The organism is Sphingomonas tagetis, from assembly GCF_024211275.1.
GTDB classification, from domain to species: domain Bacteria; phylum Pseudomonadota; class Alphaproteobacteria; order Sphingomonadales; family Sphingomonadaceae; genus Sphingomonas; species Sphingomonas tagetis.
The window spans coordinates 80766-97184 of sequence record NZ_JAMLDX010000006.1 but is presented as its reverse complement, the minus strand read 5'-3'; the positions used below and the strand labels follow the sequence as shown (position 1 = coordinate 97184).

Annotated in this window: 13 protein-coding genes; 8 read left to right on the top strand and 5 right to left on the bottom strand. The window is 68.4% G+C overall.

Going from position 1 to position 16419, the window contains the following annotated elements; genetic code table 11:
- Positions 1-46 precede the first annotated feature (46 nt).
- From M9978_RS09750 to M9978_RS09730, 5 genes are all read left to right on the top strand, one after another.
- Entirely contained in the window at positions 47-862 is an 816-nt protein-coding gene (locus M9978_RS09750; protein ID WP_254292841.1) for an HpcH/HpaI aldolase/citrate lyase family protein, read from the top strand.
- A 62-nt stretch (positions 863-924) separates the two neighbouring features.
- Entirely contained in the window at positions 925-2382 is a 1458-nt protein-coding gene (gene guaB, locus M9978_RS09745) for an IMP dehydrogenase (protein ID WP_254292840.1), read from the top strand.
- 28 nt (positions 2383-2410) lie between these two features.
- Entirely contained in the window at positions 2411-3040 is a 630-nt protein-coding gene (locus M9978_RS09740) for a hypothetical protein (RefSeq protein WP_254292839.1), read from the top strand.
- Between the two features lie 84 nt (positions 3041-3124).
- Positions 3125-5746 (top strand): PAS domain S-box protein, encoded by a 2622-nt coding sequence (locus M9978_RS09735; protein ID WP_254292838.1) that lies wholly within the window; start codon positions 3125-3127, stop codon positions 5744-5746.
- 129 nt (positions 5747-5875) lie between these two features.
- Positions 5876-6649, top strand: a complete 774-nt coding sequence (locus M9978_RS09730; protein ID WP_254292837.1) for a hypothetical protein — start codon at positions 5876-5878, stop codon at positions 6647-6649.
- On the opposite strand, the gene M9978_RS09725 is transcribed toward M9978_RS09730, so the two are convergent.
- On the bottom strand, positions 6646-7293 hold the full coding sequence (locus tag M9978_RS09725) for a hypothetical protein (protein ID WP_254292836.1): 648 nt from the start codon (positions 7291-7293) through the stop codon (positions 6646-6648). The two genes, M9978_RS09730 and M9978_RS09725, sit on opposite strands and share 4 nt — an antisense overlap.
- A 102-nt stretch (positions 7294-7395) precedes the next feature.
- Here M9978_RS09725 and M9978_RS09720 point away from each other — a divergent pair, with 102 nt between their 5' ends.
- Together M9978_RS09720 and M9978_RS09715 are read left to right on the top strand one after the other, a co-directional pair.
- On the top strand, positions 7396-8580 hold the full coding sequence (locus tag M9978_RS09720) for an RsmB/NOP family class I SAM-dependent RNA methyltransferase (RefSeq protein WP_254292835.1): 1185 nt from the start codon (positions 7396-7398) through the stop codon (positions 8578-8580).
- Between the two features lie 32 nt (positions 8581-8612).
- Positions 8613-9122, top strand: coding sequence for a tetratricopeptide repeat protein (locus M9978_RS09715; protein WP_254292834.1), 510 nt, complete (start codon positions 8613-8615; stop codon positions 9120-9122).
- Here the strand turns inward: M9978_RS09715 and rsmA are convergent.
- The 4 genes from rsmA to M9978_RS09695 form a co-directional block, all read right to left on the bottom strand.
- Positions 9119-9952: a 16S rRNA (adenine(1518)-N(6)/adenine(1519)-N(6))-dimethyltransferase RsmA gene (gene rsmA, locus M9978_RS09710; RefSeq protein WP_254292833.1), complete on the bottom strand. Its 834-nt coding sequence runs from the start codon at positions 9950-9952 to the stop codon at positions 9119-9121. The genes M9978_RS09715 and rsmA overlap by 4 nt on opposite strands.
- Entirely contained in the window at positions 9949-10974 is a 1026-nt protein-coding gene (gene pdxA, locus M9978_RS09705) for a 4-hydroxythreonine-4-phosphate dehydrogenase PdxA (protein ID WP_302053908.1), read from the bottom strand. Before pdxA ends, rsmA begins: the two co-directional genes overlap by 4 nt.
- A 4-nt stretch (positions 10975-10978) precedes the next feature.
- Positions 10979-12283 (bottom strand): peptidylprolyl isomerase, encoded by a 1305-nt coding sequence (locus M9978_RS09700; RefSeq protein ID WP_254292827.1) that lies wholly within the window; start codon positions 12281-12283, stop codon positions 10979-10981.
- Between the two features lie 220 nt (positions 12284-12503).
- Complete coding sequence (locus M9978_RS09695; RefSeq protein ID WP_254292983.1) at positions 12504-14738, bottom strand: LPS-assembly protein LptD; 2235 nt, start codon at positions 14736-14738, stop codon at positions 12504-12506.
- Positions 14739-14941: 203 nt separating this feature from the next.
- Here M9978_RS09695 and M9978_RS09690 point away from each other — a divergent pair, with 203 nt between their 5' ends.
- Positions 14942-16417 (top strand): leucyl aminopeptidase, encoded by a 1476-nt coding sequence (locus M9978_RS09690; RefSeq protein ID WP_254292826.1) that lies wholly within the window; start codon positions 14942-14944, stop codon positions 16415-16417.
- Positions 16418-16419: the final 2 nt, after the last annotated feature.

Genomic DNA, 16419 nt, shown 5'->3' with positions numbered 1-16419 from the left:
TGGATAACCCCTCGCAAAGCCCGCTCAATCCTAGCATAGCGCGCGGATGAGCAAAGCCATTTACGCCGCCCCGCGAACCGCGTTGTTCCTGCCCGCTTCCAATGCGCGCGCGATCGAAAAGGCGCGAGGGTTGAAAGCTGACATGGTCATCCTCGATCTCGAGGATGCGGTGAAGGCAGCGGACAAGGAAGCGGCGCGGGCGATGGCGGTCGAGGCCGTCGCGGCGGGGATGGGCGGCAAGCTGACCGCGATCCGCATCAACGGCGCCGACAGCGGCGACTATGGCGCGGACATGGTGGCGGCGCGCGACAGCGCGGCGGACTTCGTCGTGATGCCCAAGGTCGAGACGCCGAAGGAAGCCGCCGACGTCCATTCGATCGTGCAGAAGCCGGTGCTGGCGATGATCGAGACGCCGCTCGGCGTGCTCGCCGCGGCGGAAATCGCGGCGCTGCCTTATGTGCAGGGGCTGATCGTCGGCCCGAATGACCTCGCGGCGTCGTTGAAGCTGCCGCCCTCGGCGGGCCGGGCGCAGATGCAGACCGCCTTGCAACTGATCGTGCTGGCGGCGCGGGCGCACGGGGTGTGGGCGCTGGACGGGGTGTTCAACAAGCTCGACGATCCCGAGGGGCTGGCGGCGGTGTGCACTGAAGGGCGACTGCTCGGCTTTGACGGCAAGACGCTGATCCACCCGAACCAGATCGACATCGCGCGCGCCGCGTTCGATCCGAGCGAGGCGGAACTGGAAGAAGCGCGCGAGCTGATCGCTGCGGCGAGTGGTGGGGCCGAGCGGTACAAGGACCGCATGATCGAGGACATGCACGTCGCGCAAGCGAAGGCGCTGCTTGCGCGAGCCGCCCACTAGCGCCCGTCACAATGCGCGGTTACATGGGCCGCCAACTCTCGACTCAGGACTTGGCGCGCCCCATGGATATCCCTCTCGGTCTCACCTTCGACGACGTCCTGCTGATCCCGGGGGAGTCCGAGGTGCTGCCGAGCATGGCGGACACGCGGACTTTCGTGACGAAGTCGCTCGCGCTCAACATCCCGATCATCTCCTCGGCGATGGACACGGTGACCGAGGCGGACATGGCGATCGTCATGGCGCAGCTGGGCGGTATCGGCGTGCTCCACCGCAATCTCGAGATCGACGAGCAGGTCGAAGCGGTGCGGCTGGTCAAGCGCTTCGAGAGCGGGATGGTGGTCAACCCGATCACGATCCGCGCCACCGGCACGCTGGCCGAGGCGCAGGCGCTGATGGCGCGGCACAAGATCAGCGGCATTCCGGTGACCGAGGACTGCGACAAGCTGGTCGGCATCCTGACCAACCGCGACGTGCGCTTCGCCGAGAATCCGAACCAGCCGGTCAGCGAGCTGATGACTCGCGAGAATTTGGCGACGGTGTCGGTCGGCGTCGGGCAGGAAGAGGCGCGGCGGCTGCTGCATGCGCGGCGGATCGAGAAATTGCTGGTGGTCGACGACGCCTATCGCTGCGTCGGGCTGATCACGGTCAAGGATATCGAAAAGGCGGTGACCTATCCCAACGCGACCAAGGACGGCGCCGGGCGGCTGTGCGTCGCGGCGGCGACCACGGTCGGCGACAAGGGCTTCGCGCGCACCGAGGCACTGGTCGATGCGGAGGTCGACCTGATCGTGATCGACACCGCGCACGGCCACAACAAGGATGTCGCGCGCGCGGTCGAGCGGGTGAAGAAGCTGTCCAACCGCGTGCAGGTCGTCGCGGGCAATGTCGCGACGGGCGAGGCGACCAAGGCGCTGATCGGCGCAGGCGCGGACGGTGTGAAGGTCGGCATCGGCCCGGGGTCGATCTGCACCACGCGCGTCGTCGCGGGCGTCGGGGTACCGCAGCTGACCGCGGTGATGGACGCCGCGAACGAGGCGCAGAAGTCGGGCGTGCCGGTGATCGCCGATGGCGGGCTGCGCACCTCGGGCGATCTCGCCAAGGCGCTGGCGGCGGGCGCGTCGACCTGCATGGTCGGCTCGCTGCTCGCCGGGACCGAGGAAGCGCCGGGCGAGACCTTCCTCTATCAGGGACGGGCGTACAAATCCTATCGCGGCATGGGCAGCGTCGGCGCGATGGGGCGCGGATCGGCCGACCGCTATTTCCAGGGCGACATCAAGGACCAGTTGAAGCTCGTCCCCGAGGGGATCGAGGGGCAGGTCGCGTTCAAGGGGCCGGCCAAGGACGTGATCCACCAGCTGGTCGGCGGGATCAAGGCGGCGATGGGCTATACCGGCTCGGCGACGATCCAGGATTTGCAGCAACGCAGCCGCTTTGTGCGCATCACCAACGCCGGATTGCGCGAGAGCCACGTCCATGATGTGACGATCACGCGCGAGGCGCCGAACTACCCGACCCGGTGACCGGCCGCCCTCCGCATGAGGAGGGCATATGATCGGTTCGTTCACACGCGGCTGCGGGGTGGCGCTGTGCGTCGCGGGGGTGGCGACGTTCGCGCTCAACCTGATCGTCTCGCCGATGCTGCCCAAGGGCTCGTTCGCCACGATCGCGGCGTCGGACGTCTATCTGCTGCGCCAGTCCTGCGCGAGCGTGATCGCGTTGTTGCTGGTGTTCGGGATTGTCGGCCTCCATGTCAGCCGGCTCGGACGGGTCGGCATGTTCGGAACGATCGCCTTCGTCCTCGCGCTGACCGGCGCGGTCGGGCTGTTCTCGATCGAATATAATCAGGTGTTCACGGTGCGCGACGTCGCGCTCCATGCGCCCGCCTTGCTCGACATGATCATGGCGGTGCCGTTCGGCCCGCTCATCACCGGGGCGGCGCTGGCGATCGGCGCCTTCTACCTTGGCTGGATCCTGCTGGCGCTGTCGCTGCTCGGTGCGGGGCAATATTGCAGGGCGAGCGCCGGACTGGTGCTGGCCGGCATCGCGGTCGGACTGGGTCTGAGCGGCGTCGAAGCGCTGGGGCGCTGGCATGGCGTCGCGTCGAGCTTCGTGATCAGCCTGGGCTGGTTCCTGATCGGATTGGAGATGGCCAGAAGCGAGGCGGATCAAGGTTTGTGACACCCGGCAACCTTCTGTAGCATATTGCGTTGGGTTGCGGGGGCCTCTGCCAGGGGTGGTCCCGCCGAGGCAGAAAGATCACGCGTGGTAACATCGTTGCGTCCGGCGCCGGACGCGTCCTACGAATTTCTCGCGGATGGCGGCGAAATGGGCGGCCGCATCGCCGCGTTCGATTGGGCCGCGACCTCCGCCGGACCGATCGAAAACTGGCCCAACAGCCTTCGCACCATCACTGCCTATGTCGTCCATTGTCCTGTCCCGCTGGTGATGCTGTGGGGCGAGGACGGCGTGATGATCTACAACGACGCCTATTCGGAATTCGCCGGCGAGCGACACCCGAAGCTGCTCGGCAGCAAGGTGCGCGAGGGATGGCCCGAGGTCGCCGATTTCAACGACAATGTCATGAAGGTCGGGCTGGCCGGCGGCACGCTCGCCTATCGCAACCATGTGCTCAGCCTCGACCGCACCGGTACCGGCGTGTTCGAGGATGTGTGGCTCAATCTCGATTACTCGCCGGTCTATGGTGATGACGGCCGGCCGGCCGGCGTGCTGGCGATCGTGTTCGAGATCACAGACGCGGTGAAGGCCGAGCAGGCGCTGCGCCAGAGCGAGGCGCGGCTGCGCTTCCTCGATGCGCTGGGCAAGACGACCGCGTCGAGCATCGACCCCGCCGAGATCCTCGCCGCCACCACCGAAATGCTCGCGGCCGAGCTTGGCGCGTCCAACTGCGCCTATGCCGATATGGACGAGGACCAGGACGGCTTCACCATTCGCGGCGACTGGGCGCGCAAAGGGATACCGTCGATCGTCGGCCACTATCAGCTGGCCGATTTCGGCGAACTGGCGGTTGGCAAGTTGAGCGCCGGGCTGCCGCTGGTGATCAGCGACAACGAAGCCGAGCTGCCGCCGCACGAGGCCGCGACGTTCGCGGCGATCGGCATCCGCGCGACGGTGTGCATGCCGCTGGTCAAGGATGGGCGGCTGACCGCGCTGATGGCCGCGCATCACGACCAGCCCCACGCCTGGACGCCCGAGGAGATCGCGCTGATCCACGAGGTGACCGACCGCAGCTGGGCACATGTCGAGCGCGCCGCGACCGCGGTCGAACTGCGCCACACCGCCGAGCAGCTGCGCGAGCTCAACGTTGCGCTGGAGACGCGCGCGGTCGAGCGCACCGCCGCGCTGGAGCAGAGCCTGATCCAGTTCCGCCTGCTGGTGCAGGGCGTCACCGACTATGCGATCTACATGCTCGACCCGACCGGCATCGTATCGAGCTGGAATGCCGGTGCCGAGCGGATCAAGGGCTATGCGCCCGACGAGATCGTCGGGCGGCACTTCTCGGCCTTCTACGCCCCCGAGGACCGCGAGCGCGGCGAGCCGGTGCGCGCGCTGGAAACCGCGCGCGAGCATGGCCGCTTCCTCGCCGAAGGCTGGCGCATACGCAAGGACGGCAGCCGCTTTCGCGCAAGCGTGGTGATCGATGCGATCCATGACGATGACGGCAAGCTGATCGGCTTCGCCAAGATCACGCGCGACGTCACCGAGCGCGAGGAGGCGCAGCGCGAACTGGAGTTGGCGCGCGAGGCGCTGTTCCAGTCGCAGAAGATCGAGGCGATCGGGCAGTTGACCGGCGGCATCGCGCATGACTTCAACAATCTGCTAATGGCGATCATGAGCGGCCTGGCGCTGCTCCGCAAACGGGTGCCGGACGACCCGCAAATCATGCGCCTGATCGACAATTCGGTGCAGGCGGCAGAGCGCGGCGCGGCGCTGACCCAGCGCATGCTCGCCTTTGCGCGGCGGCAGGAGCTGAAGGCCGAGCGGATCGACGTGGCGCAGCTGGTCACCGGTATGCGCGAGTTGATTCAGCGGGCGATCGGGCCGGAATGGCAGATCGACATCGACTTCCCGCCGGGCCTTGCCGAGGTGTCCGCGGACGTCAACCAGCTCGAAATGGCGTTGCTCAACCTCGCCGTGAATGCGCGCGACGCCATGCCGGACGGCGGCGACGTCTGCATCCGCGCCGAGGCATGCGAAGTGGTTGCACAGCAGGGCGAGCTGCCGCCGGGGCGCTATGTCCGCCTGAGCGTGATCGATCACGGGACAGGGATGAGCGCCGATACGCTGACCCGCGCGACCGAGCCGTTCTTCACCACCAAGGGCATCGGCAAAGGCACCGGACTCGGCCTGTCGATGATTCATGGCTTCGCGCGCCAGATCGGCGGCACGCTCGAGCTGGAAAGCGTCGAGAACGAGGGCACCAGCGCGCATATCTGGCTGCCCGTCGCGGGCAGCGAGGCGGCATGGCCCACGTTGCCCGCCGAGGATGTGGAGCCCGCCACGGGCGACTATTTGCTGATCCTGGCGGTCGATGACGATCCGCTGGTGCTGATGAACACCGCCGCGCTGCTCGAAGATCTGGGTCACACGGTGATCGAGGCGGAATCGGGCGTGCAGGCGCTGGCCCAGCTCGATGAGCGCCCCGAGATCGGCATGCTGATCACCGACCAGGCGATGCCCGGCATGACTGGCAGCCAGCTGATCGAGGCGGTGCGCGAGCGCCGGCCGGGCCTGCCGATCATCCTCGCCACAGGCTATGGTGAGACGCCGGCCGACGACGCCGCGCGCGTGCTGCGGCTCAACAAGCCGTTCAATCAGGCCGCGCTCCAGCGCGCCGTGGCGGAGGCCGTGCTGGAGCGGTCCTGAACACGGCCGCGCGGCGGGACATGTTTTCGTCGCAATGCCTGCCTATCTGCGCGCTCGCCCGGATGGCGAGGTCCGGCTTTCCGATCAGGGTTTTCAGCGTCGTTGGCAGAGCCGCCTCAATCCGTTTCCTTGTCGTTCCCCGACCGGCTGCGCGCGCGCTTCGGCCCGCGTGCGCTCGCGATCGCGCTGGCGCTGCTGGTCGAGGCGATGCTGGCGTTGCTGCTGCTCACGCTGGCGCCGGCGATCCTGGCGCCCGAGGAATCGGTGCCGATGACCGTGTTCGGGGTCAGCCCGGAGAACGAACCGGACTCGACTGAGAAAGCGCCCGCCAAGGCCAAGGCGGCTGCCACCGCGCCGCGTCCCGCCGAGCGGCCCGAGCCGCAGCCGGCTGATTCTGCAGAGCCGCAGCCGCGTCCGCTGCCACGCGACCCGCAGCCGACCCCGCCGCCGTTTCTCAACATCCCGCTGGGCCGCATGCCCGACATCGGCGCGCTGCCGCGCGGTCCGTCCGCGCCCGCCGCCCCGCGCCGCGCCGCCGGACCGCCCAATCTCGGCGCCGTGGCGGGCGACACGCCGCGCGTCGAAGGGCGCGGGCCGCGCGGCGAGCCGCTCTATGCCGCCGCATGGTATCGCGAACCCTATGACAGCGAAATGCGGGGTTATCTCTCGACCGCGCGCGGGCCGGGCTGGGGCATGATCGCGTGCCGCACGGTCGCCGATTTCCGCGTCGATAACTGCGCGCTGCTTGACGAATATCCCGACGGGTCGAATATCGGCCGCGCGGTGCTGGCGATGGCATGGCAGTTCCGCGTCCGCCCGCCGCGCGAGGGCGGCGTTCCGCAGGTCGGCGAGTGGGTGCGGATCCGGATCAGCTACGAAACGGAGCGCGTGCGGGCGGACTAATCCGCCAGCCCCTCGCGATCCATCTGCTCGCGGATATCGGTAAGCGCCTTGATCACCCGATCGCGACTGCCGGCCACCTTCATCCAGCGCGGCAGCCGCGCCATCATCGTGAGCCCCGCCTCCGGTCCGCGCTCGCGCAAGTCCGCGCCGAGCCATGCTGCCAGCAGTTCGAGATGCGTCCGGTTGTACACGGCCAGCGTATGCGCGCCGATGCCGCGGGTCAGGTAGAGGCTCGGCCCACGGCGGTAGAAGCGGTTCCAGAACCGGCGATTGCCGCGGCCGACCTCCGCGGGGGTCAGCGCGAGCGCGGGATGCTGGCTGGTCTGGCCGCAGGTCGGACATCTGACCACCGCCATCAGCTGCTCCGATCCACCGCCGCGCACGACGCGGCCGACGGCGGGTACGGGCGCGCCGCACTGGCGGGCGGGGCATCTGGGGTGATGTTTTTCCAGCACCACTTCGCGCAACCGCCGCCGGTTCGGCGCGGGGCCGCCTTCGGCATAGGCGCAGGATTTGCACACCAGACGCCCCGCGTGGCTACGCGCCGGCCCGTCGCAGCGCGGGCAATGCACCCATTTGAACCCCGCGATCTGCCATAGCCGCACGCCGGAGTCGCTGGCGCGGATCGGGCCGGTGCTTTGCATGTCTTCCGGCCTTTCTGCTTTCAAAGTGGCGGCCCTTCTGCTTTGCCGGTTGGCGATGATCTCCAGTCCAATCCTGACGGCAACACCCCCGCTGGTCCAGCCATGACGCCGGCCGCACGGACGCAGGCCGCGATCGACCTGCTCGATGCGATCATCGGGGCCGCGCGGGACGGCGGCGCCTCGGCAGACGTGCTGATCGCGCGCGGCTTTGCGGCGCGGCGCTATGCGGGGTCGAAGGACCGCCGCGCGATCCGCGGACTGATCTATGACGCGATCCGGCTGTGCGGCGAGCGGCCCGAGAGCGGACGCGCCGCGCTTTTGGCGCTGGCGGCCCGAGATCCTGCGCTGGCGGCGACGTTCGATGGCTCGGGCTATGGCGCCGCGGCGATCCGCGAGGGCGAACCGGTGGCGCAGGCCGGCATTGCGCCGATGTGGCTGATGGATGCGCTCGCATCGTCGGGCATCGACGCCGCGCAGGCCGCCGCCTTGCTCGACCGCGCGCCGCTCGACCTGCGCGTCAATCGGCTCAAGGCCGATCCGGCACAAGTGCGTGCCGAACTGCCCGAAGCCGCTGACATTCCCGGCCTGCCCGACGCGCTGCGCCTGCCCGCCGACACGCAAGTGGAGGCGACCGAGGCATATGGCGTCGGCGGAATAGAGGTGCAGGACGCGGGCAGCCAGATCGTCACGCTCGCGGGGGGTGCTGCGCCGGGGATGCGCGTGATCGATCTCTGCGCTGGCGCTGGCGGCAAGACGCTGGCGCTAGCCGCGGCGATGGCCAATCAGGGCACGCTGCTCGCCACCGATACCGACCGGACGCGCCTCTCGCGGCTGATGCCCCGCGCCCAACGCGCCGGAGTGTCGATCGTCGAGACGCGGCTGCTCAATCCCGGCCGGGAACTGGAGCCACTCGCCGACTGGACGGACAGCGCCGACGTCGTGCTGGTCGATGCGCCGTGCTCGGGCACGGGCACCTGGCGGCGCAATCCCGAGGCGCGCTGGCGGCTCACCCCGGCGCGGCTGGCGAAGCTGGTGGAGACGCAGGCCCGCTTGCTCGATGTCGCGGCCACTTTGGTCAAGCCGGGCGGCACGCTGATCCACATCGTCTGCTCGCTACTCGACGCCGAAGGGGCCGATCAGGCGGCGGCGTTCCTCGCCCGGCATCCGCATTGGGCAGCCGCCCCGCTTGCGCTTCCCGCGGGAACCCCGCATGGATCGGGGATGCGCCTCACCCCGCTGTCCCACTCGACCGACGGCTTTTTTGTCGCGAAGCTGGTGCGCGCATGATAGCCCTGCGCAAATCCACTCTGGAGAGGTTCATGCGTTTCACCCTCGTTTCCGCCGCTGCTGCGCTGGCATTGCTCAGCGTTTCGACGTCGCTCTACGGCCAGCGGGCGGACGACCAGATCGATGCGCGCTCGGTCGCCTTGCTCGAACGCGGCAAGGCGGCGAAGGCGGCGGGCGACCTCGACGGCGCCAACGGGCTGATCGAGAGCGCACTGGCGGTCGATCCGCGCAATCGCGCGGCGTATATCGCGCTCGCGGAAATCGCGCGTTCGCAGGGGCTGACGGGCAAGGCGATCCGCTTCTACCGCGAGGCGCTGACGCTCGAGCCCAACGACATTGCTGCGCTGCGCGGGCAGGGCGAGGCGATGGTGCAGAAGGGCGCGATCGAGCGCGCCAAGGAGAATCTCGCGCGGGTGAAGACGCTGTGCGGCAACAGCTGTGCCGACGCGACCCAGCTTGCCGCCGCGATCGCCAAGGGTCCGCCGGTGACGGCGACCGCGCAGGTCGTGCCGCCGCCGACCGCGGAAGAGAAGAAGAACTAAGCCGAGAGTTTGCGGGCGAGCGTGATGAACTCATCGACGCTGACCGTTTCGGCGCGCCGCGTCGGGTCGATCCCGACTGCTTCCGCCGCCTCGACCGCGCCGGGCACGGCCTTCAAGCTCTGGCGCAACATCTTGCGGCGCTGGCCGAACGCGGCGGCGGTGAGCTTTTCCAGAACCTTGAACTTCACGCCTGGAGGCTCGTCGGCGGGGACGATGTGCACCACCGCCGACATTACCTTGGGCGGCGGGGTGAAGGCGCTGCGGTGCACCGGCATGGCGATGCGCGCGGTGCTGCGCCACTGCGCCAGCACGGCGAGCCGGCCATAGGCATCGGTGCCGGGGACGGCGACGATGCGCTCGGCGACTTCCTTCTGGAACATGAGGGTGAGCGAGGCCCACCACGGTTCCCACGCTGCCGACAGCCAGCCGACGGTCAGTGCGGTGCCGACATTATAGGGCAAGTTGGAGGCGATGTGCGGCTTGCCCGCGAACAGCGCGGGCGCGTCCACCTCGAGCGCATCACCCTCGATCACGCTCAGCATGCCCGGAAACGCCTCGGCCAGCTCAGCGAGCGCGGGAATGCAGCGGCGATCGCGCTCGACCGCGGTGACCTTTGCCCCGGCCCTGAGCAAGGCGCGGGTGAGGCCGCCGGGGCCGGGACCGACCTCGAACACTTCCTGTCCCGCGAGATCGCCGGGGACGCGTGCGATACGGTCGAGCAATTGCTGGTCGAACAGGAAATTCTGCCCCAGCGCCTTGTTGGCGGAGAGCCCGTGCCGGTTGATGACGTCGCGTAGGGGCGGCAGGCTGGGCGGGGGAAGGGTGCTCACGCGGCTCCCGCGGCCATCTCGGCATCGGCCAGCGCGCGGCGCTCGGCTGCCTGCGCCGCCATTCGGATCGCCGCGATCATCGCGCCCGGCTCGGCCTGGTCCTGTCCGGCGATGCCGAAGGCGGTGCCGTGATCGGGCGAGGTGCGCACGATCGGCAGCCCCAGCGTCATGTTGACGCCCTCGTCGAAATGCAGCGTCTTGAGCGGCACCAGCGCCTGATCGTGATAGAGGCAGATCGCCACGTCATACAGCGCGCGCGCGCGCGGATGGAACATCGTGTCGGCGGCGAACGGGCCGACTGCGTCGATTCCCTCAGCGCGGAGCTGGCGGATGGCTGGCTCGACGATCTCGATCTCCTCGCGCCCGATCGCGCCGCTCTCGCCGGCGTGCGGATTGAGCCCGGCAAAGGCGAGGCGCGGCGATTCGATCCCGAAATTGCGGGTCAGGCTGCGCGCCGTCACGCGCGCCTTGGCGACGATCAGCTCGATCGACAGCGCGTCGCACACCGCGGCGAGCGGGATATGCGTTGTCACCGGCACCACGCGCAGCGTCGGTCCCGCGAGCATCATCACCGCATTCTCCTTCGAGATGCCACAACGCTCGGCGATGAACTCGGTCTGCCCAGGATGGGTGAAACCGATCTGGTAGAGCTGCGATTTCGACACCGGACCCGTCACCAGCGCGCCCGCCGCCGCCGAGCGGGTGAGGCCGGTCGCGAATTCCATGCTGTCGAGCGCACAGCGCGCACCTTCGACATCGGGCTGGCCCGGCACGATCGTCCCGGCGTCGGCCACGGTCAGCACCGGCAGCGCATCGGCAAAGGCGGCCGCGGTGGCGCCGGGATCGCTGATCCGCGCGACCGGTCCGTCCCACACCGCCTCGATCGCGCGCGGATCGCCGACCGCGAAGAAGGGGGCGAGCGAATGCAGGTCGCGGCTGCGCCACGCCTTCGCGACGATCTCAGGCCCGATCCCCGCCGGGTCGCCCATTGCCACAGCAAGCGGGCGAATAGGCGCGATCATAATCTTACCGATACTCGACGATCGCGTCGCGGCGCAGGTCGCGGAGCAGGCGCTGGGCGCGAAGGTTGGTGCGCTGTTCCTCCATGCCCTCGCGGATCTGGTCGGCCGAGGGCAGGCCTGCGGTCTTGGGATCGTCGCGGCCGCACAGCACCAGCGCACGGATGCCATCGGTCGGCGAACCGAAGGGCGGCGTCGCCTGACCGACCTGGAGGTTGAGCACGATGTCCTGAAGCTGCGGCGGCAGGTCGCGCACGCGGACCGCGTCATTATCGACCACGTCTGCGCCGAGCGCTTCGGCCGCCTTGCCCACCGCGCCGCAGCCATTGGTCGATTGCAGCACCTTGGCAAACTCGGCCGCCTTGGCCTGTGCCTGTGCCTGAGTCGTGCCGCTCTCGAACTTGACGGTGATCTGGCGAAGGCTCAGGCGCGCGTCGCGCTGGTCGGCGGTCAGCACCTGGCGCTTGTCGACCAGATAGAGGACCGAGAAGCCGCCGGGCACCTCGATCGGGCCGGCGACCTGGCCGACCTGCATCTGGCCGACCGCGGTCGCGAGCGGTGCGGGCAGCATCGCCGAACGCACCCAGCCCAAGTCACCACCCTGCGCGCGCGTCGTCGCTTCGGAGAAGCGCGCGAAATATTCGAACGGGCGGCCCTGCTGCATCTGCTGGATCATCTGCTGCATGCCGCGATACACCTCGCCCGACCGCTCCGGCGTCGCCGAGATGTAGATTTCGCGAAGGTTGAATTCCTCGGTGCCCTGCGCCGCCTTGAGCCGCGCGATGATGCCGTTGACCTCTTCGTCGCTGACATTGGTGAAGGCCGACACCTTGCGCTGGATCACGCGCTGCCATGCCAGTTCGCCCTCGATCTGGCGGCGCAGCGAGCGCTCCGACGAGCCGATTTCGCGCAGCCATTTGCGCATGTCGTCGGGGGTGCGCTTGAAGCGCTGCGACAGGCCGACGAAGCTGCGGTCGATCTGGTCGGCGCCGATCGTGATGTCGTTCGACTTGGCTTCCTGAATCTGGATCGTCTCGTCGGTCAGCTGGCGCAGGATCTGCAAGCGCAGCTGGTTGGCTTCCTGCTCGTTGAGCTGGAAGCCCTGCAGCCCGACGACCAGATTGAAGCGCTGATCGACATCGGTGCGCGTGATGACATAGCCGTTCACGATCGCGGTCGGCTTGCGCACGTTCGGATCGGCCTTGCCGAAGATCTGGAGATTCTGCGGCAGGTCGAGATTGGCGGCGGCGGGGACGGCCGTATCCTCGACCGTCTGTGCCGCGAGCGCGGCGCTGCCTGCAATACCGATCATCAAGACTGCCGAACGGCAGAAACGTGCGACTTTCGAAGTCATCTTCACCTGTACCTGAGTCCTCGTCCCGACAAGGGGATGTGGGCGTCTAATCGCCAATTGTGCCTGAACTGGGGCTTACTTGTTTTTAGTTGCCGCACCGGCCCGCTCCCCACCCGGCCACCCAACGCCTGTATATTATGGGTGGCCGGGTGAGGGAGCGGACCGGTGCGGTATCAAACTAACGCCCTAAATTCTTGAGCGCCAGCGTCAACAGATAGCTGTTGCCGCGCCGCGCGTCGCCCGCGGTCTGGTAATCGCGCTTCCAGGTCAGGCCGAGGCGAAGGCAGTCGTCCTCATATTCGACACCGATGCGGTGGCGGACTGGCTCGAACCCGCTGTTCAGGGACGCCGGGTCCTCCTCGCGATCGGTCAGGTCGATCACCGCCGAGCCGAACACCGACCAGAAGCGCGCGACCTGCACCCGCCCGCCGACACGCGCTTCCTCGCGGTCCTGCAGGTCCTCCAGCGCGAAGGCGATGTTCCGGTTGAGCCGCAGATAGCCGATCGTCGCATAGGTGGTGCGCGAGCCGATCGTCGCGTCGAGCTCGTTGCGGCGGATCGCGAGATTGTCCTTGTCGACCCGATAACGGTGGTTGAACGTCAGGAAGTCGCGATACCGCACCACCGTTCGCCCGACCACGTCGGAGACGCGGTCGGTGAGGCCGGTGCCGTCAGGCAGCAGCGAGGGGCGCGAGGACAGGCGGTAGCTCTGGCCGATATTGGCCTCGACCGAGAAGCCGGGCAGGTACAGCGCATAATCGAGGCCGAAGGTGAAGCGCGTCGAATCCTCGAACCGGTCGTAACCGGGGAAGCGGTTGAGCGCGAAGAGGTTCGAATCCTCGAGATCGACCGACCGCGCATCCTCGTTCGGCACGTCGAGATTCTCGACGCGCGGCGCGGCGACGATCTGGAAGCGCGGGGTGATGCGCTGGATGCCACCGAACGCCTCGCCGATCAGCGGCCATTTGATGTCGAGCGCGACCGCGCCGATCGCCCGCGCGCGGAACCCTTCGAGCCCGCGATAGCTCGGCACGCTGGTCGCCAGCGTGTCGTTGGTGTTGTAGAGGTCGCCGCGGCCATAGGCGGTCAGCGTCAGCTCCTGCCCCCAGGACGTCAGCTTGCGCAGGTCGTAGCGTAACGAGGCGAAGGCGCGTTGCGTGTCCTGCCCGGCGGTGCGCGTCAGCGCGAGGCTGTTGACCTGAAGCTCGAACCGCCCGCCCGGCAACAAGTTCTGGCCGAAGCGGCGGCGGTAATCGACCTCGGGCAGCGCGATCGGCTGAAGCCCCTGGCTCTCGGTCAGGCGCAGCGTCTGCACCGCCCAGCCATTGATCGCGAGATAGCTGTCGCGGTCGATCCGCTCGACGCGGATGTTGTTACGCAGCCGGTCGTCGGTCGAAATGTCGTAGCGGCGCAGGAAGGTGCGGTCGCTGGCGAGGCGGAACGACGCGCTCGCCTGCCAATACGGGTCGAACTGGAAGCGGCCGGTCGCGTCGAGATAGCCGCGGAACTCGCTGCGGTCCGGCACGCCCGGCTGCGGCGAGATGAAGTCGTCGGCCCGGCTGCTGAATGTGGCGTATCCGGTAACGCGGAACGCGCCCTTGCCCAGCAGCTGGCGATATTCGCCCTGCAGCATCGGCAGCGTGTCGCTGAAGATATGCGGCTTGATCGTCAGGTCGCGATTGGGACCGAGCGCGAAAAAATAGGGCAGCGCGACCTCGAACCCGTTGACCGCGTCATAGCGGATGTCCGGTGCCAGGAGGCCGCTCGCATTGCCGGCGCCGACCGAGTGCGAGAAGACCGGCAGCGGCAGCGTCGCGAAGCCGAACAAAGAGACGCGCGCGCCGGTGTAGCGGATGCGTTGCTTGGCCGGGTCATAGACGACGCGCACCGCCGTGATCTTCCACGACGGTTCCTTCGGGCAATTGTTTGAATCGACCACTGCGCACGGCGTGTAGGCCGCGCGGTCCACGCTGATCACCCCCGCGGCGTTGCGCGTGCCGCGCTGCGCGGCGATGCGGCCGCCCTGCTCCAGCACTACGAGCATATTCTCGATCACGCCGTCCTTGAGCGAATCGGTCAGCTCGATGCGGTCGCCATAGGCGGTATCGCCCTCGGGATTGGTCACCGCGATGTCGCCGGTCGCGACCACCGCGCCGGTCTTGCGGTTCCACACCACCTGGGCGGCGCGCAGGCGGTTGCCGTCGCGGAACATGCGGACATCGCCCTTCACCGTGACGACGTCGCCGTCCGAATCATATTCGGCGGTATCGGCGGAGAACTGGATCTGGTCGGGATCGTCGGGCAGCGGCGTTTCGGACGGCGGCGGCGGTTCGATCGCGCGGTCCTGAAGATCCTGCGGCGCGGCGCCGGCGGCAATCGCGCCCGGCGCGAGGCATAGCGCGAGCGACAGCATCCCGGCGAGCAGCAGAGCCTTGCGCGTCACGTCCGAACCAAACCCCTTTAACGCCGACCCGGCAACCCGCGCGTCACGCGCCGTTACCCGCCCTATTGCACCGCGCGCCCGGCTTCGCAATCGCTGCCCTTTGCCGATCGCGATGCTTGCGCCTAGATGGGCGACAACCAGAACGACAACGATCCACAGGAACAGGAAGTTTCATGCACGTAACATTCGCCGCCGCCCGCCCCGCCGATGCCGCCGTTCTCGCGCTGCCGGTCGAGAAGGACGGGATTGGCCGCATCCCCGCGGGCACGCTCGACGATGCGACGCTGGCGCTGGCGCGCGGCGCGGCCAAGGCGGGGCGGTTCGACGGCGAGGCGGCATCGATCGCCGAGATTTTCCTGCCCGGCGGCGAGCACGCCAACCGGCTGGTGCTGGTGGGGGTCGGTTCGGGCAGCGAGGCCGATTACGAGCGCGCCGGCGGTGCGCTGGCGGCGCGCTTCCTGACCTCGGGCGTCACCAGCATCGCGGTCGATTTCGCCTCGCTCGGCGGCCAGCCCAGCAGCCGCGCGGTGTCGCGCTTCGCGGCCGCGGCGGCGCAGCGCGGCTGGCGCTTCGACCAGTATCGCACCAAGCTTTCGGACAAGCAGAAGCCGACGCTCGACGAGATCGTTCTGGTGAGCACGCCCAATGGCAGCGAGGCGGCGTGGGACGCGCAGCTTGCGGTCACCGGCGGGCTTGAGCTGACGCGCACGCTCGTCAGCGAGCCGCCCAACGTCATCTATCCCGAGAGCTTCGTCGAGCGCTGCCGGCACCTCGCCGAGCTCGGCGTCGAGATCACCGTGCTCGACCGCGCGGCGATGGAAAAGCTCGGCATGGGCGCGCTGCTCGGCGTTGCGCAGGGTTCGGTCAAGGAAGGCCGCATCCTCGCGATGCGCTGGAACGGCAAGGGTGCGGGCGACATCGACGTGGCCTTCGTCGGCAAGGGCGTGACCTTCGACACCGGCGGCATCTCGATCAAGCCGGCCGCCGGGATGGAAGACATGAAGTGGGACATGGGCGGCGCGGGCGCGGTGGCCGGCGCGATGAAGGCGCTCGCCACGCGCAAGGCCAAGGCCAATGTCGTCGGCGTGTGCGGGCTGGTCGAGAACATGCCCGACGGCAATGCGCAGCGCCCCGGGGACGTCGTCACCTCGATGTCGGGCCAGACGATCGAGGTGATCAACACCGACGCCGAGGGGCGGCTGGTGCTGTGCGACGCGATCACCTGGACGCAGAAGACCTTCGCGCCCAAGACGATCGTCGATCTCGCGACGCTGACGGGCGCGATGATCATCAGCCTGGGCAGCGAGCATGGCGGGCTGTTCGCCAATGACGATGGCCTCGCCGAGGAGCTGCTTGCGGCGGGCCGCGCGACCGGCGACCTGCTGTGGCGCTTCCCGCTCGGCGACGCCTATAACAAGCTGATCGACAGCCCGATCGCCGACATGAAGAATGTCGGCCCGCGCGGCGCCGGATCTATCACCGCGGCGCAGTTCATCCAGCGCTTCGTCGAGCCCGGCGTGCGCTGGGCGCATCTCGACATTGCCGGCATGGTGTGGGCGGACAAGCCCGGCAGCACCTATGACAAGGGCGCGACCGGCTATGGGGTGCGTCTGCTCGACCGCTTCGTCCGCGACAATTTCGAAGGTTAAGT

Excerpts from the sequence above, each read along its gene's own strand:
- M9978_RS09690 (WP_254292826.1), top strand. The coding sequence starts at position 14,942 with ATGCACGTAACATTCGCCGCCGCCCGCCCCGCCGATGCCGCCGTTCTC.
- M9978_RS09725 (WP_254292836.1), bottom strand. The coding sequence starts at position 7,293 with ATGCAAAGCACCGGCCCGATCCGCGCCAGCGACTCCGGCGTGCGGCTA.
- M9978_RS09715 (WP_254292834.1), top strand. The coding sequence starts at position 8,613 with ATGCGTTTCACCCTCGTTTCCGCCGCTGCTGCGCTGGCATTGCTCAGC.
- M9978_RS09700 (WP_254292827.1), bottom strand. The coding sequence starts at position 12,283 with ATGATCGGTATTGCAGGCAGCGCCGCGCTCGCGGCACAGACGGTCGAG.
- M9978_RS09720 (WP_254292835.1), top strand. The coding sequence starts at position 7,396 with ATGACGCCGGCCGCACGGACGCAGGCCGCGATCGACCTGCTCGATGCG.
- M9978_RS09750 (WP_254292841.1), top strand. The coding sequence starts at position 47 with ATGAGCAAAGCCATTTACGCCGCCCCGCGAACCGCGTTGTTCCTGCCC.
- guaB (WP_254292840.1), top strand. The coding sequence starts at position 925 with ATGGATATCCCTCTCGGTCTCACCTTCGACGACGTCCTGCTGATCCCG.
- pdxA (WP_302053908.1), bottom strand. The coding sequence starts at position 10,974 with ATGATCGCGCCTATTCGCCCGCTTGCTGTGGCAATGGGCGACCCGGCG.
- M9978_RS09695 (WP_254292983.1), bottom strand. The coding sequence starts at position 14,738 with ATGCTGTCGCTCGCGCTATGCCTCGCGCCGGGCGCGATTGCCGCCGGC.
- M9978_RS09740 (WP_254292839.1), top strand. The coding sequence starts at position 2,411 with ATGATCGGTTCGTTCACACGCGGCTGCGGGGTGGCGCTGTGCGTCGCG.